The sequence below is a fragment of the Stenotrophomonas sp. YJH_SMC_14-1 genome, from assembly GCF_059372275.1.
The window spans coordinates 1-22,701 of record NZ_JCAFVK010000006.1; the positions used below are offsets into that span (position 1 = coordinate 1).

At 68.4% G+C, this 22,701-nt stretch carries 19 protein-coding genes; 9 read left to right on the top strand and 10 right to left on the bottom strand.

Features of this window, described 5'->3' with window-relative positions; genetic code table 11:
- Nucleotides 1–514 precede the first annotated feature (514 nt).
- Nucleotides 515–1,702: a benzoate/H(+) symporter BenE family transporter gene (locus AC5P9P_RS14300; protein WP_184013950.1), complete on the top strand. Its 1,188-nt coding sequence runs from the start codon at nucleotides 515–517 to the stop codon at nucleotides 1,700–1,702.
- A gap of 6 nt (nucleotides 1,703–1,708) precedes the next feature.
- Here the strand turns inward: AC5P9P_RS14300 and AC5P9P_RS14305 are convergent, their stop codons facing one another.
- From AC5P9P_RS14305 to egtB, 5 genes are all read right to left on the bottom strand, one after another.
- A complete protein-coding gene (locus AC5P9P_RS14305) occupies nucleotides 1,709–2,482 on the bottom strand; it encodes a DUF2628 domain-containing protein (protein ID WP_005411683.1) in 774 nt (257 codons plus the stop codon).
- A gap of 50 nt (nucleotides 2,483–2,532) precedes the next feature.
- Entirely contained in the window at nucleotides 2,533–3,399 is an 867-nt protein-coding gene (locus AC5P9P_RS14310; RefSeq protein ID WP_049403457.1) for a D-hexose-6-phosphate mutarotase, read from the bottom strand.
- 40 nt (nucleotides 3,400–3,439) lie between these two features.
- Nucleotides 3,440–4,708: a lytic murein transglycosylase gene (locus AC5P9P_RS14315; RefSeq protein ID WP_111188347.1), complete on the bottom strand. Its 1,269-nt coding sequence runs from the start codon at nucleotides 4,706–4,708 to the stop codon at nucleotides 3,440–3,442.
- 84 nt (nucleotides 4,709–4,792) lie between these two features.
- On the bottom strand, nucleotides 4,793–5,767 hold the full coding sequence (gene egtD / locus AC5P9P_RS14320; RefSeq protein WP_111188348.1) for an L-histidine N(alpha)-methyltransferase: 975 nt from the start codon (nucleotides 5,765–5,767) through the stop codon (nucleotides 4,793–4,795).
- Nucleotides 5,764–7,035, bottom strand: a complete 1,272-nt coding sequence (gene egtB / locus AC5P9P_RS14325; protein ID WP_049403455.1) for an ergothioneine biosynthesis protein EgtB — start codon at nucleotides 7,033–7,035, stop codon at nucleotides 5,764–5,766. Before egtB ends, egtD begins: the two co-directional genes overlap by 4 nt.
- A 150-nt stretch (nucleotides 7,036–7,185) precedes the next feature.
- Here egtB and AC5P9P_RS14330 point away from each other — a divergent pair, with 150 nt between their 5' ends.
- A complete protein-coding gene (locus AC5P9P_RS14330; RefSeq protein ID WP_049403454.1) occupies nucleotides 7,186–8,466 on the top strand; it encodes a GGDEF domain-containing protein in 1,281 nt (426 codons plus the stop codon).
- Nucleotides 8,467–8,469: 3 nt separating this feature from the next.
- Here AC5P9P_RS14330 and AC5P9P_RS14335 read toward each other — a convergent pair whose 3' ends face one another.
- Nucleotides 8,470–8,862, bottom strand: coding sequence for a YchJ family protein (locus AC5P9P_RS14335; protein ID WP_049403453.1), 393 nt, complete (start codon nucleotides 8,860–8,862; stop codon nucleotides 8,470–8,472).
- Nucleotides 8,863–8,964: 102 nt separating this feature from the next.
- On the opposite strand from AC5P9P_RS14335, the gene AC5P9P_RS14340 reads away from it, so the two are divergent.
- The gene (locus AC5P9P_RS14340; protein WP_005411690.1) at nucleotides 8,965–9,744 is read left to right on the top strand and encodes a sulfite exporter TauE/SafE family protein; all 780 of its coding nucleotides are present in this window, start codon (nucleotides 8,965–8,967) and stop codon (nucleotides 9,742–9,744) included.
- A 152-nt stretch (nucleotides 9,745–9,896) separates the two neighbouring features.
- Here the strand turns inward: AC5P9P_RS14340 and AC5P9P_RS14345 are convergent, their stop codons facing one another.
- The 4 genes from AC5P9P_RS14345 to folE form a co-directional block, all read right to left on the bottom strand.
- A complete protein-coding gene (locus AC5P9P_RS14345; RefSeq protein ID WP_049403452.1) occupies nucleotides 9,897–13,277 on the bottom strand; it encodes an ATP-binding protein in 3,381 nt (1,126 codons plus the stop codon).
- A 16-nt stretch (nucleotides 13,278–13,293) separates the two neighbouring features.
- Complete coding sequence (locus AC5P9P_RS14350) at nucleotides 13,294–13,995, bottom strand: DUF4194 domain-containing protein (RefSeq protein WP_005411692.1); 702 nt, start codon at nucleotides 13,993–13,995, stop codon at nucleotides 13,294–13,296.
- A complete protein-coding gene (locus AC5P9P_RS14355; RefSeq protein ID WP_005411693.1) occupies nucleotides 13,982–15,451 on the bottom strand; it encodes a DUF3375 domain-containing protein in 1,470 nt (489 codons plus the stop codon). Before AC5P9P_RS14355 ends, AC5P9P_RS14350 begins: the two co-directional genes overlap by 14 nt.
- Before the next feature lie 112 nt (nucleotides 15,452–15,563).
- A complete protein-coding gene (gene folE / locus AC5P9P_RS14360) occupies nucleotides 15,564–16,175 on the bottom strand; it encodes a GTP cyclohydrolase I FolE (protein WP_004141296.1) in 612 nt (203 codons plus the stop codon).
- A gap of 686 nt (nucleotides 16,176–16,861) precedes the next feature.
- Here folE and AC5P9P_RS14365 point away from each other — a divergent pair.
- The 6 genes from AC5P9P_RS14365 (at nucleotide 16,862) to AC5P9P_RS14390 (ending at nucleotide 22,552) form a co-directional block, all read left to right on the top strand.
- The gene (locus tag AC5P9P_RS14365; RefSeq protein WP_012481667.1) at nucleotides 16,862–17,317 is read left to right on the top strand and encodes a MarR family winged helix-turn-helix transcriptional regulator; all 456 of its coding nucleotides are present in this window, start codon (nucleotides 16,862–16,864) and stop codon (nucleotides 17,315–17,317) included.
- Nucleotides 17,318–17,426: 109 nt separating this feature from the next.
- On the top strand, nucleotides 17,427–17,636 hold the full coding sequence (locus AC5P9P_RS14370) for a DUF1656 domain-containing protein (protein ID WP_010487502.1): 210 nt from the start codon (nucleotides 17,427–17,429) through the stop codon (nucleotides 17,634–17,636).
- Nucleotides 17,633–18,550, top strand: a complete 918-nt coding sequence (locus AC5P9P_RS14375) for an efflux RND transporter periplasmic adaptor subunit (RefSeq protein WP_005411697.1) — start codon at nucleotides 17,633–17,635, stop codon at nucleotides 18,548–18,550. Before AC5P9P_RS14370 ends, AC5P9P_RS14375 begins: the two co-directional genes overlap by 4 nt.
- Complete coding sequence (locus AC5P9P_RS14380; RefSeq protein ID WP_049433286.1) at nucleotides 18,547–20,016, top strand: efflux transporter outer membrane subunit; 1,470 nt, start codon at nucleotides 18,547–18,549, stop codon at nucleotides 20,014–20,016. Before AC5P9P_RS14375 ends, AC5P9P_RS14380 begins: the two co-directional genes overlap by 4 nt.
- A gap of 3 nt (nucleotides 20,017–20,019) precedes the next feature.
- Nucleotides 20,020–22,059 (top strand): FUSC family protein, encoded by a 2,040-nt coding sequence (locus tag AC5P9P_RS14385; RefSeq protein WP_164208909.1) that lies wholly within the window; start codon nucleotides 20,020–20,022, stop codon nucleotides 22,057–22,059.
- 94 nt (nucleotides 22,060–22,153) lie between these two features.
- Complete coding sequence (locus tag AC5P9P_RS14390) at nucleotides 22,154–22,552, top strand: hypothetical protein (RefSeq protein ID WP_049433284.1); 399 nt, start codon at nucleotides 22,154–22,156, stop codon at nucleotides 22,550–22,552.
- The last annotated feature ends 149 nt before the right edge of the window (nucleotides 22,553–22,701 follow it).

Here is a 22,701-nt window from a genome sequence, read left to right on the forward strand (position 1 = left end):
CAGGCGCCTTCACAAGATACCTGCGCATACTTTCAAAGATCGAGGGAAGTGGCCTCAGCGCCGTTCCCGTGTGCTGCGAAGTTTCCTTCGTAGCGAGCCGCCCATTATAGCCGGCTTTTCCGCTTCGTCAACACCTTTTTTTCAAGGCCGTCTCACCGGGGTGGACGTTGTTGCCGATGCTGCTTCGGCGTTGGACCCGAAGGCCTTTCGTCGTTGCGAGCCGCCTATTATGCCGGACTTTTCGAGTCCGTCAACACCTTCGTTCGATCATCTCGTTCGTCGGTGGTGGCATTGCTGTCTGCGTGCCGTTTCCGAAGAGGCGGTGCGCTGCAGCAAGGGAGCGAATTCTAGAGATCCTGCAGATTTCGTCAAGCATTTTTTTGCAGGGTGATGACAGAACCAAGGCAACGTCACGCATGGCATACGCTCGAAGATCACTGTGGCGTTGACCGCGCGTTGCGCGGTCAACGCCACAAGGGCTATCAATGCACGGATGCACAGTGGAGAGACGGCAATGAACATGCAGGTGCGGCAAGCGTGGTGGCGCGAGCTTTCAGTACCGGCCCTCGTTGCCGGCTTCATTACTGTGCTGGTCGGCTTCGCCAGTTCGGCCGTCATCGTGTTCCAGGCTGCACAAGCTGTCGGTGCCAACCAGGCGCAGATCGCTTCATGGATGTGGGCACTGGGACTGGGCATGGGTGTCACCTGCATCGGGCTGTCACTGCGCTATCGGGTACCGGTGGTGACCGCATGGTCGACACCGGGCGCGGCGATGCTGGTGGTCGGTGCCGGCGGCGCATCTCTTTCCGAGGCCACCGGCGCATTCCTGCTCGCTGCGGTTCTGGGCATGCTGGCTGGCTTCTCCGGCATCTTCGCCCGGTTGATGCAACGGGTGCCGATGGCGCTGGCCGCCGGCATGCTGGCCGGGGTGCTGCTGCGCTTCGGTCTGGACGTGTTCGTGGCCATGAACACCCAACTGGTACTGGCGCTGGCCATGTTCGCCACGTGGCTGACCGGACGCCGCCTGTTCCCGCGCTATGCGGTCATCGCCACCCTGCTGGTCGGCATCGCGGTTGCGGCCAGCCGTGGCCTGCTGCACGCACAGCAGGTGCAGCTGCAACTGGCGGTACCGCAATGGGTGACCCCATCCCTGTCCTGGACCGCGGTGGCCGGCATCGCCCTGCCCCTGTTCGTGGTCACCATGGCCTCGCAGAACATTCCGGGCGTGGCGGTGATGCGGGCATCCGGCTACGACGCCCCGGTGTCGCCGCTGATCGGCTGGATCGGTGTGGTCAATACACTACTGGCGCCGTTCGGTGCGTACGCGCTGAACCTGGCGGCAATCACCGCCGCGATCTGCATGGGCCGCGATGCCCATGAGGACCCGGCACGACGCTATACCGCCGCCATGGCGGCAGGTGCCTTCTACATCGTCATCGGACTGTTCGGTGCCACCGTGGCCGCACTGTTCGCTGCCTTCCCCAAGGAGCTGGTGGCCTGCGTGGCCGGTATCGCGCTGTTCGGCACCATCGCCAACAGCCTGGCCAGTGCGCTGGCGGTAGAGCGGGACCGCGAGGCGGCACTGGTCACCTTCCTGGTCACCGCCTCGGGCGTCTCACTGGCCGGCATCGGCTCGGCGTTCTGGGGCCTGGTGGCCGGTGCGCTGTGCCTGCTGGTGCTGCGGCCCCGTCAGGACCGCTGACCCACCCTACCCGGCCAATGCTGCGCCGACGATGCTCAGCGCCACCGCGATGACGATGGCGATCAGTGTGGCGACCACGCTGGTGCCGCCACGCGCGGTCAGCTCGCTGCGCAGCCGTGCATCATCGTCGCCGGTGACGGCACGGGCCTGGGCGATCAGGCGCTGGCAGTGCGCCAGGTACCAGCTGTTGCCAAAGATGCCGGTGGTGATGCTCAGCGCGAAGGTGATGACCAGCGACAGGCCATCCGGCACATCCAGCCAGGTCTCCACCACGCTGATCAGCAGCAGCAGGCCAGCCCACATCGCCGCCAGGCGGTACATCCTGCGGTACATCATCCAGATCAGGCCGAGCAGGAAGGCCGGCCAATGCCAGGTGCCACTGCCCGTCGCAACGCCCTGATCCAGCCGCCAGCGCTGGCGATAGATCGGGAAGTTGCCGCCGACCACGCTGGCGTACAAGGCCATCTCGCCCTCCAGCCCGGCAGCCGCAGCCCTGTCCGGTGCAGCGGCCGGCGCACGATAGGGATCGGACGGATCGCCGACATCCGGCGCGATGCCCTCAACCGCAGGGGCTGCGTCGATATCCAGGGCCGGAGCCACCTCGACGGGGGTGGAAGCCTGCTCCAGTTCCGCCAACGGCCGCCATGAGGGCATGCCTTCGCACCAGAGCAGGGTGCGCGCCGTAACCGTCCCTTCCTGCTGCAGCTGGCGAAGACCGGCCAGATCCACCGGCCCACTGCTCTGCCTGCCATTGGCGTACCACCATTGTGCTTCCTGCATGTTTTCCGTCCTTGCTACCTGCATCGACAAACTGAAATCGTTGTCCGCGCCTACAGCGCGGTACTGCCCAGGGTCTGCACCAGCTGATGGCGCGCACCCGGCGCAAGCGTAATCTGCTCCGGGCCTGCGTTGGCCACTTCCAGGCATACGTAATCGCGCCAGCCCTCGCCGACATCGGCCATCCTGGCTGCCGCCTCGGCGCCCGGATTCCAGACCACCAGCGTCTGGCTGCCTTCGCTGCGGATCTCGATCCGCCGCTGCAGTACGGGATCATGCAGCACGTAGTGGCCCCCGGCACTGGTATAGATGCGATCGCTGCGACCGGGATCACGCGGATCGCGCAATGACCACGGTCCCTGTTGCAGGCGCAGCTGCGCATAGTCCTCGTACTTGTCCAGGTACTGCAGGCCGTCAAGGCCCTCGACCTCGACCCGCTTGGCATCGCCCACCCGGAAATAGCTGTGCAGGGCCTGGGTGAAGGTCACCGGCGAGGTTCCGGTGTTCTCGGTGACCAGCTGCTGGCGCAGCTGGCGGCCAATGCGCAACTGCATCTGCAGGCGCAGGCCGCGATCGGCGCTGGGCGCAGGCGCCAACTGCAGCTCGACCTCGCCATCATCGCGCTGGCTGGCCTGCAGAAGCTCCCAGCGCGCGGTACGTACCAGGCCATGCGCCGGTACATCGGCGCTCTGGCCCTGGCGACCGAACCACGGCCAGCACACCGGGACGCCACCGCGGATGGGCGTGGGCAGCTCGGCGCGCGTGGGCGAAAGCCACAGCAGATCGGGCTGCCCATCAGGAACGAACGACAGCAGCTGGCCGCCGAACACGCTGACGACCGCCGTGGCGTTGGCGGTTCGCACCTGCCAGGCCTCCAGGCCGTGATACAGGCCGGTGCTGATGTCCGGATTCGACTGCATGCGATGACGCTCCTTGAAGACCGCGGCGATGATGTCGCGGTCAACGTGCCGCCGGCAAGGCTTTCTGCCCAGCGGGTGCGATGGCGGCCGCCTCTTCCTGCAGCGTGCGCAGGATGCGCTGGCCTGCGCGGCCGTCCACCTCGCTCCAGCCCAGGCGCTGCTGCTCGGCCTGGATCGCGCGGCGCGTGGCGGTACCGATCATGCCGTCGGCGGCACCGATATCGTGGCCGCGGGCCAGCAGCAGGGTCTGCAGCTGGCGGCGCTCATCGCGGCCCAGGCCCGGGTCATCGGTCGGCCAGGCGGTGGCCAACCCGTTGCCGCCACGCAATTGGTCAGCCAGCGTCGCGATCGCCAGCGCATAGCTTTCGGCGGCGTTGTAGCTGTAGATCGCGTCGTAGTTGCGGAACACCAGCAATGCCGGGCCCTTGTTGCCGGCCGGCAGCAGCAGCGCCGCGCGCGCATCCGCCGGCAGATTGGCCGGAGCCAACACGCTGCCATCCAGCGCAGTCACGCCCTGCGCACGCCAGTCGGCCAGGGCGCGACGCTGGGTGCGGCCGGCCTGGCTGGCGTGGAAGCCCGCAGGAACGCGGACTTCCACGCCCCACGGCTCGCCGCTGCGCCAGCCGGCGCGCTTGAGGTAGTTGGCGGTGGACGCCAGCGCATCGGGAATGCTGCCGACCAGATCGCGGCGGCCATCGCCATCACCGTCCACGGCGATGCGCGCATAGGTGCTGGGCATGAACTGCGTATGCCCGAAGGCACCGGCCCAGGAGCCGGTGAGCCCCTGGGCCTGCAGGTCGCCGCGGTCGATCAGCTTGAGCAGCGCCAGCAGTTCACCGCGGAAGAAGGGTTGGCGACGGCCGGCGCAGGACAGCGTGGCCAATGACTGCAGCAGCGGGCGCTTGCCGAACACGCGGCCGTAGTCGCTCTCCACGCCCCAGACCGCGACGATGGTGGCCGGATCGACGCCGTACTGCGCCGACACGCGATCGAGCAGGTCGCGGTGCTGCTGCAGCAGGGCGCGGCCATCAGCCACGCGCGGGCGATCGACCAGCGCGGCCAGGTAGTCCCAGATCGGCGTGGTGAATTCGGGCTGTGCATCGAGCAGGTCGAGCACGCTGGGGTCCGGGGTGAGGCCGGCGGTGATCGCGTTGAAACGGTCGGGACTGATGCCTTGTGTCGCAGCGGTGGCCTGCAGGCCCGACAGGCAGCGGCTGAACGCCGGATCGATGTCGCCGGCAGGCGCGGCGGGCGCTGTCGGCGCCGAGGCAAGAGCGGCCGCCAGGCCGAGCGTGGTCAGAATGGGCATGGCGTCCTCCGTGTTGCCGTTGCACGGCCATCTTAGGGGTAGCGGTGCTGCTGAACCTGAAGCGGTACCGGCTGGCCGTCCGCCCTAGATGGCACGCAACAGGCGCAGGCCATAGGCCGGGCCTTCAGCATCCCAGCGCTGCATGACCTGCAGGCCAGCCGGCTGCAGCAACGCTTCGAAGCTCTCGTCGGTGTACTTGTGGCTGTATTCGACGCGGATCGGTTCGTCGGCCTCGAGATGGAAGGTCCGGCCATCCAGATGGACGTCCTGTGCCCGCTGGCTGACCAGATCGGTCTCGATGCGCAGCCGCGCGACGCTGTAGCGGGCACGATGACGGAAGCCCTGCAGATCGAAGTCGCTGCCGACCTCGCGGTTGAGGCGGGCCAGCAGGTTCAGGGTGAATGCGGCGGTGACGCCCTGCGCATCGTTGTAGGCCGCCTCGATCAGCGCCGGGTCCTTGTGCAGGTCGATGCCGACCAGGGCCAGGCCATCACGCCCCATGGTCTGGCGCATCGCGCGCAGCAGCGCGACCGCGTCCTCGCCTTCAAAGTTGCCCAGCGTGGAACCGGGGAAGAACAGCAGCCGTCGCGCGGGTTCGCGTTCGGGCATGGGTACGGCGACGGGACGGGTAAAGTCGGCACAGACCGGCAGCATCTCCACCTCGGGCAGCGCCGGGGCCAGGTGGTCGATGCTGGACAGCAGCGCGGCACGCGAGATTTCAATGGGCGTGTAGGCCACCGGGTCGTGCAGGGCGGCCAGCAGCAACGCGGTCTTGCGGCCACTGCCGCTGCCCAGTTCCACCACGTGCAGGTGCGGCCCGACGCTTCGGGCGATGTCCGGCAGTACCCGTGAAAGCAGGGCCAGCTCGGTGCGCGTGGGGTAGTACTCGGGGGTCTGCGTGATCTGCTCGAACAGGCGCGAGCCGCGCGCATCGTAGAAGTACTTGGACGGCAGCTGGCGCGGCGTGCGCGACAACCCGGCCACCACGTCGGTGAGGATCTGCTGGCGGCCGGGGGTGAGATCGGTCAGCGCCTGCAGTGCGTCGTGCACCGTACTCATGCGAGGTCCCTGGCCAGGCGCAGCCCGGAGAACTGCCAACGCGCCGGGGGCATGAAGAAGTTGCGGTAGCTGGCACGCACGTGGCCACGCGGCGTGGCGCAGCTGCCACCGCGCAACACCCATTGCCCGCACATGAACTTGCCGTTGTATTCACCGAGGTTGCCGGCGAAAGGGCGGAAGCCCGGGTAGGCGCCATACGCGCTGTGGGTCCATTCCCATACATCGCCGAACAGCTGACGCAGTCCACTGCCCCCTGCAGCCTGCGGGTGCAGCCGATCGTCATCGGCAAAATGACCGCGAGGCGGCAGCGTTGCGGCGGCAGCCTCCCACTCGAACTCGCTGGGCAGGCGCGCACCGGCCCAGCGGGCGCAGGCATCGGCCTCGTAGTAGCTGAGGTGGCAGACCGGCGCATGCGGATCCAGTTCGCGCCAACCGCCCAGGGTGTACTCGCGCTGCAGGGCGTCATCCCAGTACAGCGGGTGCTGCCAGCTCTCGGCTTCGCGCAGCGCCCAGCCTTCGCTGAGCCACCAGCGCGGTTCGCGGTAGCCGCCGGCGTCGATGAAGGCGCGGTACTCGGCATTGCTGACGGGACGCTCGGCCAGTGCGTGCGCGGGGAGCAGCACGCGATGCGCCGGCGATTCGTTGTCGTAGGCGAAGGCGGTGTGCTGCGGCCAGGCTGCGGCGCCGATGGTGACGATGCGCTCGGGCGACTCGATCCAGCCCTGCGCACTGGCAGCGCTGGTTGCAGGCTGCAGGTCCTCGCGGTAGGCCGGCTGCAACGGATTGCACCAGAACGCGTGCTTGATGTCGGTGAGCAGCAGTTCCTGGTGCTGCTGCTCGTGCTGCAGGCCCAACTGCAGGTGCTGCAGTGCCTGCTCATCAAGGTCGCCTGCCGCCAGCCGCGATTGCACCTGTGCATCGACCTGCTGGCGGTAGTCGCGCACCTGCTGCAGCGATGGCCGCGACAGCAGCCCACGCTGCGGCCGGGCGTGCGCCGGGCCGAGGCTCTTGTAGTAGCTGTTGAACAGGTAGTCCCAGGCAGGGTCATGCGCCGGTGCAGGTGGGAAGCCGGCCAGCACGAAGCGTTCGAAGAACCAGGTGGTGTGGGCCAGGTGCCATTTGCTCGGGCTGGCATCGGCCATGCTCTGCAGCATGGCATCTTCGGCGCTGAGGGGGGCTGCCAGGTGCATGCTGCGGTTCCGCACACATGCGTACTGGCGGGCGAGATCGCGCTGCGGGGCAGCGACGGCGGTGGCTACGCTGTCCATCCGGGCAGCATCTGCGCAACAGGGTGAGTGCGATGTCATCGTTCGACGTCAACGCGTTCACATGCGTGACCATCCCGCATTCAAGAAGCCGGTGCGAACGCCGCTAACGGCAATGCTGCGGCCGCGTCGTCACCGCGCTGGAATTCCTGCTTGCCCCTGCATCCGCTCCGCCAGCCTGCGCATTACCTGTTCGTGCTGCCCGCCGTGCTGGTTGCCGTGGTGCTGTGGGCAGCACTGGGCAACGAAGACGTTGCCAGCCCGGCCCAACGCATCCTGCCCTGGCTGCTGGCCTGCCTCGGCGCCGGCCTTGCCCTGCTCTACCACCAGGTGCGTACGCTCTGCCTGCTGCTGGTGGTGGCGGTCATGTTCGCGCTGCTGCACCAGGACGTGGGCGGCTACCTGCACAGCGGCCATGTCACGGCGCTGACACCGCTGCGCTTCCATGCCATTTCGGCCTGGTTGCCCTTGCTGTTCGCGGGCCTGGCATTGTGGCCCGAGCGCGGCCGCCGCCGTCGCGACCTGCTGCTGCGAGGTGTTGCCAGTGGCGCCGCGCTGGTGATCTTCCTGCTGCTGGCCACGCAGCAACCCCGGGGCATGCACGATCTGCTGTCCAACCGCCACTGGAGCTGGATTCCGGCCGACTGGAACGCGCTGGCACAGCTGCCAGCGCTGCTGTTCCTTCTGGCAACCGCCGCGCTGGGCTGGCAGGCCTGGCGGCATCCGCGCCCGTTGCACACGGCGATGCTGCTGGCCCTGCTGTGCCTGTGGTGGATGCTGCCACGGGTGTTCCTGCAGCCGGTGCTGCTGCCGGCACTGGCCAGTGCGGCCCTGCTGCTGATGCTGGGCGCGATGATGCAGGAGTCCTTCCATATGGCCTTCCGCGATGAGCTGACCGGCCTGCCGGGGCGCCGCGCCTTCAATGAGACCCTGCAGCGGGCGCGCGGCACCTACAGCATCGCGATGGTGGACGTGGACCACTTCAAGTCGTTCAACGACACCCACGGCCACGACACCGGCGACGATGTGCTGCGCCTGGTGGCCTCGCGCCTGGGCCGGGTGGGCGATGGTGGCCGGGCGTTCCGCTATGGCGGCGAGGAGTTCGCGGTGGTGTTCCTGGATCGTCCCGCAGCGGCCTGCGTGGATGCAGTCGAGGCGCTGCGGCAGACCATCGAGGACACCCGCATGCAGCTGCGCGACCGGAGCACACGCAGCCGCGACGATGAAACGGGGCGCCGGCAGCGCGGACGCGGCGGAAGCGGGCAGACGGTGCAGGTGACGGTGAGCATCGGGCTGGCAGACAGCCGCGTGGATGAGCGGCCAGCGGCAGTGATCAAGGCCGCCGACCAAGCGCTGTACGCAGCCAAGGACGGTGGCCGCAACCAGGTCCGCGCGCATGCCGGCCAGCGCGTGCTGGCGGCACGCGGCGGCTGAGGTTCACACTGCGTCGAGGTAGTACCAGCGGCCGTCGACGCGCAGGAAGCGGCTGTGCTCGGCCATCTTCACCGCGCTGCCGCCGCCCACGCGGTAGCGGGCGGTGAAGCGCACTTCGGCGCTGTCGGCGCCGGTGACGATGTGCTCGTGCACGGTCAGGCCCAGCCAATGCGTACGCTGGCCGGGCGCATCATCCAGCGACAACTCGGCCGGGCGGGTATCCGGATGCCAGCTCTGGCGCAGATAGTCCGCCAGCGCCCGCACATAGGCGCTGTAACGCGATCGCATCAGGCGCTCGGCATCGGGGGCGGCCTCACCGGCATGGAAACGGCCACAGCAGGCGGCGTACTCGGCGGGAAGGCCGCAGGGGCAGGGATCGGTGGGTTTTCGGCTCATGCGGACATTGTCGCCGGGTTGTGCGGATGGATCCACGCGGGGCACCGGTCGACCAGTGCATGACAGGCGTATGCTGTCGCGCCCCCATATCGATTGATCGCCGTGCTGGAACTGGTTCCCCCTGAGTTGTGGTGGCTGGTGGTCATCGCCTTCATCGCCGGGCTGGTCGATGCCGCCGTCGGTGGTGGTGGGCTGGTGCAGCTGCCTGGCCTGTTCACGGTGCTGCCGCAGCAGACGCCGGCGATGCTGTTTGGCACCAACAAGTTCAGTTCGATGTTCGGTACCGGTGCGGCCGCCTGGCGCTATGCGCGCAACGTGCGCTTCCCGTGGAAGCCGGTGTTGTTCGCGGCCGGCACGGCCTTCATCTTCTCCTTCGCCGGCGCCACCGCGGTAAGCCTGCTGCCCAAAGACGCGGTGCGCCCACTGGTGCTGGTGCTGCTGGTCGCGATGCTGGCCTACACGCTGTGGAAGAAGGACTTCGGCGCGTTGCACCGGCCACAGGAGATCGGCCGCCGTGAACTGGTGATCGCGCTGGCGATCGGTGCGGCGATCGGCTTCTACGATGGCTTCTTCGGGCCGGGCACCGGCAGCTTCCTGATCTTCCTGTTCGTGCGCTTCTTCGGGCTGGATTTCCTGCGCGCCTCGGCGGCGTCGAAGGTGGTGAACCTGGCGACGAATGTGGCGGCGATCTCGTTCTTCGTGCCGACCGGCAACATCCTGTGGCTGTTCGCGCTGCCGATGGCGGCGGCCAACATCATCGGTTCGGTGGTGGGCACGCGCCTGGCGCTGAAGGGCGGCACGCCGTTCATCCGCAAGCTGTTCGTGGGGCTGGTGGTGGTGCTGATCGCGCGGATGGCGTGGGATACGTTCCGCGCTGCGTGAACGCGGTTGCCGGCCAGCGGCCGGCACTACCGGGTCATGAACCCCGCCCATGGGTAGTGCCGGCCGCTGGCCGGCATCCCCATCCGATCGGGTCATGAACCCCGCCCATGTGGTGCCGGCCGCTGACCGGCATTCCCCTTCAATCGGCCAGGTCAGGCCTCGGCTTCTTCCGGTTCGTTGGCCTGCTGGCGGCTGCGCTCGGGCAGCTTCAGGCGCTTGCCTTCCTCGTCATACTCGATCAGCAGCACGCCGGAATCGTGGCGACCGCTGATTTCGACGAAGCAGGCGCCGCCGATGAACGGTTCCAGCGTCATCACCGACTTCAGCGGGGTGGCAACCACCATCTGGAAGCCGAAGTTGTCGAAGATGTTCATTGCCAGTGCGGTGAACTCGTTGTCGGCCTTGTCGAAGGCTTCGTCGAGCACCACTGCGGCGTAGCTGGGCAGCTGGCTGTCAGCACCGCCGAGCTGGTAGCGCAGTGCCGCGGCCAGGCAGGTGGTGGCCAGTTTCTGGCGCTGGCCACCGGACTTGCCGGCGCCGCTGCGGTAGATCTCGACCTGCTGGCGCGTTTCCGCATCCAGCTCGACGCCGATGAACTCCACGTGCATGCGCACGTCCAGCACCAGCTCCCGCCAACGCTTGTCCTCGCCCTCCTGCGAGCCCAGGCGGTTGACCAGCTGGCGCAGCACGGTGAACTGCGATTCGGCCAGCTCGCGCTGCTCGGTCTGCTGCTGCGACAGCACTTCGCGCAGCTGCAGGTGGAACTCGCCGACTTCCGGCAGGCGGCGGTCGCTCAGCTCGATGGTCAGCAGCGTACCGCGGTTGAACGGCACCTGTTCCAGGCTGGCGTTCACTTCATCCAGGCGCTGGCCGATCGACTTGCGGGCTTCGGCGCTGTGGCGCTGCAGGGCCAGCAGGTTGTTCTTGCTCTGGTTCTGCAGCAGATCGAAGAAGCGCTCTTCGTGCTGCGGCAGGCCATCGCGCTCCAGTCGTTCGAGGCGTGCGAGGAAGTCCTCGGCCGAGGCCACGGACACGGTGAAGTCGCCCGATTCCTCCGGCCATTGCTGGATGAAGCGACGGAAGCAGCCGATCAGCTGGTTCTCGATGCGGTTGAGGTCCTGTTGCGAGGACGACAGCTGCTCGTTCAGCGCGTTGCTGACCTGGCGCATGTGCGCTTCCAGCGTTTCCAGGCTGAGCGGACCCTGCTCCTGCAGGCGCTCGGCAAGGCCGGCTTCCTGCTCCTGGGCCAGGCTCGGCAGCACCAGCGCACGGCTCTGCTGGCGCGCGCGGTCCAGGCGATCGCGTTCCTTGACCAGCTGCCCGCGCTCGACGCGGACGTCTTCATAGGTGCGGCGGGCCTGCTCGATGTCGGCGCGCACGGCGTCGATCTGCCTGGCCAGCTTGGCGAGGTCGGCATTGCCTTCGCGCAGGTCGCGCAGCGTGGCCTCGATGTCGCTCAGGCGCTGCTGCGGGGCGGCGATGTCGATCTCGTTCCAGCTGATGCTGACCAGCTCGTGGCAGGCCAGGCGGCGTTCGTTGTCGCGGTCACGCTGTCCACGCAGGCGCGCGATGTCGGTCTCGCAGCTGGCGATGCGCTTGGCCAGTTCCTGAGCTTCGCGCTCGAAGGCGCCCACCTTGTCGTGGTTGTTGAAACCAAGGATCCAGCGACGGCGGTCGCCCACCGCACTGCGGTCATCCTTCTCGAAACGGTCGCCCGGATGCTTGACCTGGCCTTCGCGGGTGATGCCGCGGTCGACGTTGCGCAGCTGCTTGGCGTCCACGCACTCGTAGTCGAATCGCTTGCCGAGCTCGCGGCGCAGCCAGCTTTCGAACACGTGTTCGCGCAGTTCCAGCTTGTGCAGCAGCGACTTCGCCGACGGCTCACGGGCGAACGCATCATCGTTGCGGCGCACGCGGTAGTAGGTGAAGCGCATGCCCAGGTGGGTACGGTTCACCCACTCGGCGACGTCGTTGTAATGCTTGTCGTCGACCAGCAGCGACAGCGCGAAGCCACCCAGCACGCGCTCGATGGCACCCTGCCAGCCCTGCTCTTCCGAGCGGACCTGGATCAGTTCACCGACGAACGGCAGCGCCGCTTCAGCGATGCCGGTTTCCTCGGCCAGGCGCGCGCGCAGCTTCTGCATCGGCGCCGGGATGTTGGAGGGCGTGCGCTGCATCGCTTCGAGTTCCGCACGGACTTCGCCGAAGCGGCGCTCGTCATCGCGCTTGCCACCCAGGCGATCGCTGATCGCATCGTCCAGCGCCGAAGAGGCGCGCTGGCGGTCCTGCAGCTCGTTCTGTGCGCGCTCGACCAGTTCGGCGAAGCCGTGTGCGTCGTCCGGCAGTTCGGCCCCCAGCTGCTGCGCGGCCAGGCTTGCCTGCTCGCGCTTGGCCTGGCGGCGGTCGCGCTCGGCTTCGGCGCGGCCCTGCTCGCGTTCCAGTTCTTCGATGCGCTCACCGCCCTGCTGGCGGCGCTGCAGTTCCAGTTCGGCCAGGCGCTCGGTGTGATTGTCCAGTGCGGCACGGCGCTGGGCTTCTTCGCCGAGCAGGCCACGGTCACGCACGTCCATCTCGCGCAGGCGCGCTTCGATCAGCGCCTGGCGGCGGCTTTCACGGAAGCTGTCGACGCCGAGCTTGAGGGCTTCGTCGTCGCCGCGCCGGCGGTGCATTTCCTTCAGGTCGTTGTAGTAGGCGCGTGCCGGCAGCAGGGTCTCCACCTGGCGGCGGGCGGTGACCACCGCCTGGTGCGCGCCATCGAGCTCGGCGAAGTCGCTGACCAGGCGCTCGGCGGCGTCGAAGGTCTTCGGCGTGTCGAGCATGAAGTCGCGCAGGAAGACGTTGAGGTCGCCCAGGTTCTTCGCCGACTGCGTCTTGTGCAGCAGGCGCAGCGCCATCTCGTTGTCGATGCCGAGCAGGTCGCGGAAGCGCTCGGCGTAGCCGGAGAAGGTGTCGAAGTGGTGCAGGTCGGACAGCTTCTGCTTGAGCTTGCGCAGGTCCAGGTCGAACCCACCAAGATCCTTGGCGATGTCGAACGGGCGCTCGGCAATCATGTAGTGCTTGCGCACGTCACCGGCCGAGGTGCCGTTGCCGGAGATCCACAGCAGGCGCACCAGGCTGACCACGCGGCCATCGCCGGCGCGGTATTCCAGCACCAGTGCGGTCCAGGTGGCGCCCTTGCGCAGGTACTGGGTGGCGATTTCGCCGGTGCCGCTGTCCTGCTGGTCAGCCCACGCGCCACGCACGTAGGACACCAGGTTGCGGTCGCGGCCACTGCGCTCGGCTTCACGCGCAGCAGCGTTGAAGTCGACGATGGCCGGCGGCGTCAGCAGCGCGGACATGGCATCGAGCAGTGTCGACTTGCCCGAGCCGGAACGTCCGACGAACAGGAAGCCGCGCTCGGCGATCGGTACTTCGGTCAGGCCGTTGAAGGTGCCCCAGTTGTGCACCTGCAGGCGGCGCATGCGGAACTGCTGCAGGCGCGGGTCCGGCAGGCCTTCGTTGAACAGGGCGGGAGTGTGCTTGGAGATAGCCATGCGATGGTCGGGTCTCTCAGGCCTCGGCGGCCGGGGTTTCGCGCAGCTGGCGGTAGACCGCCGAGAGCTGGGACACGTCTTCGGCGGAGAACAGCAGCTTCAGCGCCGGCGAGACTTCGTGGCGGTCTTCCTGGCCGCTGAGGCGGGTCAGGATGTGGTTGTCCTTCATCTTCTGCACCGCCGAGGCGACGCGGCGGTTGAAGCCGGCGCGGTCGGTGGACAGGTTCTTTTCGTAGATGGCCAGTGCTTCGGCCATTTCGGCATCGGCGACCACCGCGCGGTTGCCGCGCGCATCGGCTTCGGCCAGCTGCTGGCGCAGGTACAGCAACAGCACCGAGTCGATGAAGGTCAGCGGCGAGGTGCGCAGCAGCACCGGCGCGTCGACGTCTTCGGTATCGGCCTGGCGGGTGAACGCCACGCCGCTGTCACGGTCGAGCACCAGTTCCAGGAACAGGTCCGCCAGCGACGAGCGGATGGCCGCTTCGCTGCGGATCAGTGCCGGCCACAGCTTGGCGTGGCGCAGCTGGTCGATGCTGGGGCCGATCAGCAGCTGGCACAGCGCGCGGCGCGCATCCAGCGGCAGGCGCCCGGTGTCGCCGAGGTAATAGACGTCGTTGCCACGGCGGGGCTGCGCCACGGCCGCCACCGGTTCGGCCTCGTAGGCGTCTTCCGCCACGTCGGCCTGCGCTGCGTCGATGGGATCTTCATGCCAGCTCATGGCGTCTCTCCTGGGTGAACCAAACCAGCGGGATGCGGGCGCGACGGACCTGGCCGTCGCCACCACGCCATTGCGCAAGCTCCTGCTCGCCGGCGACCACGTTGCCGAAGCGCGTGCCCAGCGACAGATAGCCGATGACGCTGCCAAGACCCTGCGGCGCCTCGCGCTGCGACAGGGCCTGGGCGATGCTGAGCCGCGGCTGTGCGTCGAGCAGGTCGTGCAGGTCGCGGCGCAGGGTGCGGAAGTCGATTTCGGACGAAGCGACCAGGTCGCCGACGCTCTCCAGGCTGATCGCGGCCGCGTCGTTGTACTCGACATTGCCGTCGACCTGGGCGCTGCGCGGATCATGCAGCTTCCACTGCGACCACGAGCGCAGGCGGCTGGTGGTCAGCTGCAGGTCGCGGCCGATGCCGCGTTGTGCGGGGAATTCGTCGCGCAGGGCCAGCGCTTCGGACTGCGCCTGCTTCAACAACTGGTTGAGGCGGCGCTGTTCCAGGTAGCCACGGCTCTGCACGAAGCCGCGCAGGCTGCGCGCGAAGTTCTGCAGGACGTCGTGTACCTGGCCACCGCGCTCGAGCATGGTGCTGGTGAAGCTGCGCAGGAAGTTGCGTTCGTTGCGGTCCAGGCGGCGGGCGAAGCCGCGCGCCAGCACCGCTTCCAGCGCGGCATCGAGCTGGGCACTCTGTTCGGCGTCGTTGAGCAGGCGCCAGAAGGCCTGGAAACTGCGCCCGGCGTCACTTTCGCCAATGACATCCACACCTTCGAACAGCTGCGACAGCACATCGCCGCGCTCGCCCTCGTCGTCGATGATGCGTTCGCGGAAATCGCGGTTGAGCTGCTCGAAGTCATCGCGCACGCGGCGGAAGTCCTCGGTCAGCTCGTCGGCCAGGCCGATGATCTGGCGGGTGCGTTCCAGCGCGCGCTTGCCGTCCAGCGCAACCACGCGGCCGGTACCGACCCGGGCGATTTCGGCATCGATGCGGTCGCGCTCGTCGTGCAGCGCGGACAGGCGCGCATCGGGATCGGCTTCGGTCTGCGCAGCCAGCGCCGAGAGCTGTTCAATGACCAGCGCCAGGCGGCTTTCGGTGGCGGCCACGCGGGCCTGCTCGAGGCCGTCGGCGAAGCGGATCGCCTGCAGTGCCGCGGTCGCCAGCTCGTACTGCTCCTGGTCGGCGCCTTCGGGCAGACGGCGTTCCAGCCAGCCCTGGGCCAGCCAGTGCGCGATGTAGGCCTGCGCGGTGCGCGGCAGCTCGCGCGAGAGTTCATCGCCGGCCAGCTGGTCCAGCGCGCGCTGCAGTCGCTCGTTCAGTACCGAGGACGGCAACGTGCGCTCGCCGTCCATCAGCAGGCCCTGCAGCAGGCCGATGATTTCCGGAGCGTGGTCGGCGGCAAGCAGCTTCCACTGGGGCTGTTCGCGCAGGTGGCGATAACGGGCAATGCGTTCGCGATGCTTCATGCAGCGAAAGAAGTCTGTAGGGCTGACAGGGACAAACCGCCATGCACAGCTGCCGCGTGGACAGCCGTGGGCATGCCGGCCTGCAGGAGCCGGCGTGGTGCGGGCAAGCGGCTCAGCGCTTGCCGCCCACTTCGATGAAGCGCAGGAACTCGGCGCGGGTGCGCGCGTCGTCGCGGAAGCTGCCCAGCATCTTGGAGGTGACCATGCTGACGCCGCGCTTGTGGATGCCGCGGGTGGTCATGCACTCGTGGGCGCCTTCGACGACCACGCCGACGCCGATCGGCTGCAGCACATCCTGGATACACTGGGCGATCTGCGCGGTCATCTTCTCCTGCACCTGGAAACGGCGGGCGTAGGCTTCGACGACACGGGCCAGCTTGCTGATGCCCACCACCTTGCCGGCCGGCAGGTAGCCGACGTGCACGCGGCCGATGATCGGGGCCATGTGGTGCTCGCAGTGGCTTTCGTACTCGATGTCGCGCAGGACGATCAGCTCGTCGTAGCCGGCCACTTCCTCGAAGGTCCGCTCCATGTAGGCGCGCGGGTCGTCGCGGTAACCGCTGAACCAGTCGCCATAGGCTTCGGCGACACGGCGGGGGGTATCCAGCAGGCCTTCACGGGACGGGTCCTCACCGGCCCAGCGCAGCAGGGTGCGCACGGCATCCTCGGCCTGGTCCTGGGTCACGTCGCCCTGCGGGGCGGCCTTTTCGTTGTTCTTGCTCATTGCGTACAGCGTCCCGAACGGGGGGCGAGCATCGTACCCGACCGGGGGGTGGGTCGTCCTGTTGGTCGGGTTCATCGGGGGTCTGGCGGCGCCTGCCTGTTACGGGTCTGGATGGGGAAGGGCGGCAGGGCAGGACACGCCGTAAACCCATCCATGGGGGCTCGGTCGGCGCATCCATGCGCCTCACGGTCCTGCCCTGCCGCCCTTCCCCATCCCTGACAGTTTCCCGCGGGCGCGGCCGGACCGCCCGAAAGCGGGGGCAAAAGCGGGGGTTCATGGCTTCGGAAGCGGCGCGCCGCTGCTGTGGTGTTTTGTGCTTTGGTGGGTGCGGACCGTTGGTCCGCACTGCTTCTGCGCTTGCTTCTAAGAGCCAACCCACCGCGCTCGCGGGGGGATGGGAAGGCAGCGGGGGCCGGGCGGGGCAGGACCGTCCGCGGCATGGATGCCGCGGCCGAGCCCCCAAGGGTGAGGGCGCTTGCTTGCGAGGCATGCCTCGCAAGCGCCCGAACGCCCAGCCGCCAGCGGCTGGGCCGGACCCCGGAGGGGGGTTCACGGCGTGTCCTGCACCGTCCGGCGCCCGCTGCCCCACCCGACACCAGGCAGGCGCAACGCTTTCCTCACTACACCCACCCATTCAGAAAAACCTATTGATAGGAATGAAATTAGTAGTATCCTATCTATCTCTTATGGACCGCCCCCTCGACGAGCGCACCGTGCTGCAGATGCAGCTCAGCTCCGGCCTGCTGTACGCAGGGCGGCAGTGGCAGCGCCTGGCCGACAGCCGGCTCGGCAGCTACGGCATCTCCACCGCCTGCACCATGCCGCTGCTGATGATCGGCCGCTCCGGCGGTGGCATCCGTCAGGTGGCGCTGGCGCAGCAGCTGGGCATGGAAGGACCCTCCCTGGTGCGCCTGCTGGACAAGTTGTGCGCCAGCGACCTGGTCCGCCGCGAAAGCGACGCCAGCGACCGCCGCGCCAACCTGCTGTGGCTGACCGATGCGGGCCATGCGCTGGTCAGCGAGCTGGAAGACCAGTTGATCGGCCTGCGCCAGGACGTGTTCGGCGAGCTTTCCATGGATGAACTGCACGCCGTGCTGAAGGCATGGCGCCTGCTGGCCGAGGCCGCCGACCGCATCACGTAAGACCGCTGCCCCCGAACACCGCCGCTGCCGTGCACACGCCAGCGGCTTTTGCCCGTTGCCGTTTTTTCGTTGTTCCTCCCCTCCCCCCACCTCGCCCCCGCCCCTACCGATGCCCGGTGAATTCAGTCTCCACGGAGTATTCGTCCCGACCCTGCTCGGGTTGATGTTGTTGGCCTACCTGGTCAACAGCGGCCTGCACGCGCTGCTGCAGCGTGCCGGCGCCTATCGCCACGTATGGCACCCGGCGCTGTTCAACCTGGCCCTGTACGGGATCGTGCTTGGCCTGCTGTTCCACCTCCTGCGTTGGATGCAATCGTGAACAAGATCGTGAAGAAGACCCTGCCGGTGCTGCTCACCAGCGCAGCCGTGATCATCGCCCTGCTGGTGCTGCGCCAGCTGTGGGTCTATTACATGGATGAGCCATGGACCCGCGATGCCCATGTCGGTGCCGACGTGGTGCAGGTGGCGCCGGACGTGTCCGGGCTGGTGGAAACGGTGCAGGTGGCCGACAACCAGGCGGTGAAGAAGGGTGACCTGCTGTTCGTGGTCGATCGCGCCCGCTACCGCATCGCGCTGGAGCAGGCCCGCGCCAACCTGGCCGAGCGCCAGGCATCGGTGGCGCAGCTGCGCCGCGAGATCGGCCGTGACCGCAGCCTGCAGGACCTGGTCGCCGCCGAGGACGCCGAAGTGCGCCGCGCCAAGTTGCAGGCCGCACAGGCGGCGCTGGCCACCGCACAGGCGGCGGTCGACCTGGCCGAGCTCAACCTGGGCCGCACCGAGGTGCGCGCGCCGGCCGATGGCCGGGTCAACGACCGCACCCTGCGCGTAGGCGACTACGTGGTGGCCGGCAAGCCGGTGCTGGCGCTGCTGGATACCGGCTCGTTCCGCATCGATGGCTACTTCGAGGAAACCCGCCTGCGCGGCGTGGCCCCGGGGCAGAGCGTGGACATCCGCCTGATGGGCGAGTCGGCCCCGCTGCGTGGCCACGTGGAAAGCATCGCCGCCGGCATCGAGGACCGCTACCGCAGCAACGGCAGCACCCTGCTGCCGAACGTGACCCCGGCCTTCGACTGGGTGCGGCTGGCACAGCGCATTCCGGTGCGCATCGCCATCGACGAAGTACCCAAGGGCGTGGAACTGATCGCCGGCCGTACCGCCACGGTGACCGTGGACACCGGCCGCCATCCGCACAACGACAAGGCCGGCACTGCGCCGACACAGGCGGGCCTGTGAACGCCGCCCTGCCCCGTCTCGGTCTGATCGTTGCGCTGGCCAGCCTGGCCGCCTGCAGGACCGTCGGCCCGGATTACGCCCTGCCGGAAGGCTCGGCGTTCAAGCGCCCGGAGGCCAATGCGGCCTTCATCGATACGCAGAACCCGCAGATTGCCGCCAACCAGGCGCTGCCCGACCGCTGGTGGTCGCTGTACAACGACCCGGTGCTGGACGGCCTGATCACCCAGGCGCTGCGTGACAACGTGGAACTGAAAGCCGCCGATGCACACCTGCGTCGTGCCGCGGCGGTGTACGAACAGGCGCTGGACGCCGGTGGCTTCGAGTACGAGGCCGAGGCCGGCGTCAGCCGCGCGCAGCTGTCGGCCGAATCGTTCCTGCAGGAGCACGAGCTGCCAGTGATCAACCTGGCCGATGGCAAGTTCGCGGTCAGCTACCAGTTCGACCTGTTCGGCAAGCTCAAGCGCGGCGCCGAGGCAGCGCGTGCCGACGAGCAGTCGGTTGCTGCGGCGCGCGACCTGGCCCAGGTCAGCGTGGTCGCGCAGGTCGCCGACAGCTACCTGGAAATCTGCCACGCCAACCACGAACTGCACGTGGCCGAGCATTCGCTGCAGCTGCAGCAGCGCAGCCGCACGGTCACCGAGCGCCTGATCGCGGCCGGCCGCGGCACGCCGCCGGAACTGGCCCGCGCCAATGCGCAGGTGGCACTGCTGGAGGCGGCACTGCCGCCGCTACGCGCGCAGCGTTCGGCGGCCGCCTATTCGCTGGCCGCGCTGCTTGGGAAAACCCCGGGCCAGCTGCCAGCCGGCGTGATCGACTGTGCGCACGCCCCCGGCCTGGCGCAGCCGCTGCCGGTCGGTGATGGCCGGGCGCTGCTGCAGCGCCGCCCGGACGTGCGCCAGGCCGAGCGCAAGCTGGCCTCGGCCACGGCGCGGATTGGGGTCGCCACCGCCGAGCTGTACCCGGACATCCGCCTGGGTGCCTCGGTGGGTGCCGCCGGCCTGCTGGAAGACTTCGGCACGCCGATGACCCAGCAGTGGTCGATCGGCCCGCTGATCTCGTGGACGCTGCCGTCGTCCGGCACGCACGCACGCATCCACGCCGCCGAGGCGGGTGCCGATGCCGCGCTGGCCGAGTTCGACCACACCGTGCTGCAGGCGCTGCGCGAGACCCAGACCGCGCTGGACCGCTATGCGCAGGACCTGCGCCGGCTGCAGTCGCTGCGCATCGCGCAGGAGCAGGCCGCACTGGCCGCCGGGCAGAACCGCCGGCTGTACCAGGGTGGCCGTACGCCGTACCTGTCCAGCCTGGATGCCGACCGCAGCCTGGCCACCAGCGACGCCACCCTGGCCGCCGCCGAAGCGCAGGTCTCGCGCGACCAGATCCATCTGTTCCTGGTGCTGGGTGGCGGCTGGCAGGCATCGGTTGCCCCGCCCGCGCCGTCCACCGCACAGGCCTCGGCGAAGTAAGCCATGAACGCGCTGACCGATCGCCAGGCCTGGCTGTTCTCGATCAAGACCTACCTGGCCGCGGTGGCCGCGCTGTACATCGCCATGGCCGGCAACCTGTCGCGCCCGTACTGGGCGATGGGCACGGTGTACATCGTCAGCCAGCCGCTGCTGGGCCCAACCCGCGCCAAGGGCGTGTACCGCATCGTTGGCACCCTGGTGGCCGGCCTGGCTACCCTGCTGGTGCTGCCGGCGCTGGTGGAAACGCCGCTGGTGCTGAGCGCGGCGATGTCGATCTGGCTGGCCGGGTGCCTGTTCATGGCCCTGCTCAATCGAGGGCCGCGCGGCTACGCGTTCCTGCTGGCCGGTTACACGACGGCCTTCATCGGCTTCCCGGCCGTGACCTCGCCGGAAACCATCTTCGACACCGTGGTGGCCCGCAGCGAGGAGATCATCCTCGGCACGGTAGTGGCGGTGCTGTTTGCTTCGCTGCTGTTCCCGGCCTCGGTACGCCCGATGCTGCGCGCCCGCATCGGCAACTGGATGGAGGATGCGGCGCAGTGGTGCCGGCAGATCCTCGAACGCGGCCGCGCACACGCGCCGCGCAACCGGCTCGCCGCCGACCTGGTGCAGTTCGAGGCGCTGATCGAGTTCCTGCGCCGCGACGACCCGCGCCATGCCGGTTCGGCAGTGTCGATGGAGCGGCTGCGCGAGCGCATGCTGCTGCTGTTGCCGGTGCTGTCCTCGATTGCCGACCGCCTGAGTGCGCTGCGCAGCGACGGCCAGGCCCTGCCGGAAGGCCTGCCGGCGCTGGTCGACGACATCCATGACTGGCTGGACGGGCCCACCAACGCCAGCGAGTACGCGCGCCTGCGCGCGCGCATCAGTGCATTGAAGCCGCAGGTGGACCGCGACCTGCAGCACCTGCAGCTGGCCAGCCTGCTGCTGCGCCTGGAGGAACTGGTGGACCTGTGGCAGGACTGCCGCACCCTGCAGCACGCGATCGACCAGGGCACTGCGCCGCTGGACCGTGCGCACTACCGCATCCGCACCGAACGCGTGGCCGCCGACAAGCACGTCGACTATGGCATGGCGCTGTTCTCCGCGCTCAGTGCCGGCGCGGCGCTGATGAGCTACTGCGTGCTGTGGATCGCGCTGGGGTGGGAAGGCGGCGGCAACGGCGCGATGATGGCCGCGGTGACCGCCGCATTTTTCGCCGCGCAGGACGATCCGGCACCGAGCATGGTGTCGTTCCTGGTGTGGGCGATGGTCGCCTCGGTGGTGGCCGGCGTGTACCTGTTCGGCGTGTTCCCGGCCGTGCACGACTTCGGCCTGCTGGCGCTGGTGCTGGCGGTGGCGTTCCTGCCGCTGGGGCTGATGCTGCACCACCCCAAGAGCGCGCTGTTCGCGCTGCCGCTGACGGTCAACCTGGCCGCGCTGCTGAGCCTGCAGAACACCTACAGCGCCAACATCCAGACCTTCCTCAACTCGTCCATCGCGATGTTCATCGGCATTGGCTTTGCGGTGGTGATGACCCGCCTGTTCCGTTCGGTGGGCGCCGAGTGGACCGCGCGCCGGCTGGTGCGGCAGGGCTGGACCACGCTGGCCGAAGCCGCCGAAGGGCGCGGCCAGCAGGACCGCCAGCGCTTCGCCGCGCGCATGCTTGACCTGCTCGGCCTGCTCGCGCCGCGTCTGGCGGCGACGCCGGAAGGCAGCGACATCGCCTCGGTGGACATGCTCAATGAAGCACGCATCGGCCTGAACATCCTGCAGCTGCGCCGCGCCCGGCTGGAACTGCCCGAGCGCAGCCGCGAGGCGGTCGAGCACATTCTGGAAGAGGTCGCCGTGCACTACCGACGGCAGATCGCCGCGCACAAGCCGATTGTGGCGGCCGACGCGTTGCGCGAGCGGCTGGATACTTCGCTGGCCCGGGTCGGTAGCGTGGCCGCCTGCAAGGCCCGCGATGAAGCCCTGATGGGCCTGATCGGCCTGCGCTTCGCGCTGTTCCCGGAGGCGAAGGCGCTGGCGCCGGGCCTGGCCATGAGTGCAGCCGAACAGCTCTAGCGCGATACCCTGTGCAGCCACAGACCCCGTTGCCGGGGTCGGATCCTTCGCCCCGGGCGAAGGCTCTGACCCCTGCTCTGCACAGGAAGCTCCAATGAGTTACGACATGATGGTGTTCGAGACCAGCGCCGCGCCACGTGAGGCGGCGGCCTTCATCGCCTGGTTCGAGAAGCAGACGCAGTGGAACGAGCGCCACGAGTACGACGACCCGGCCGTCAGCAGCCCGGCGCTGCAGGCGTGGTTCGCGGAGATGGCGCGGGAATTCCCGCCGTTGAACGGCCCGCTGAGCAACGACGATGACGACCGTGCCGAGGTGACCGAGTACAGCATCGGCCGCGAGGTGATCTACGGCGCGTTTGCCTATTCGGTGGCCGAGCGCGCGCACGGCCGCGTGCAGGACCTGGCCGAGAAGCACGGCGTGGGCTTCTTCGATGTGAGTGCCAATGAAGCGGCGATCGTGTTCCCGGATGGGCTGGTGTTGATCGCGGAATGACGGGGGCGGCAGGGCTGCGCCCTGCACCTGCCGAGGCAACGTCAACGTCAAAAGCGGGTATTCCTTGGGATGGCGGGGTAGATCCGGTTGAGGGGGACGCCGTCAACCCATCCATGGGGGCTTGGTCGCGGCTTGCTCGTGTGCGCTGT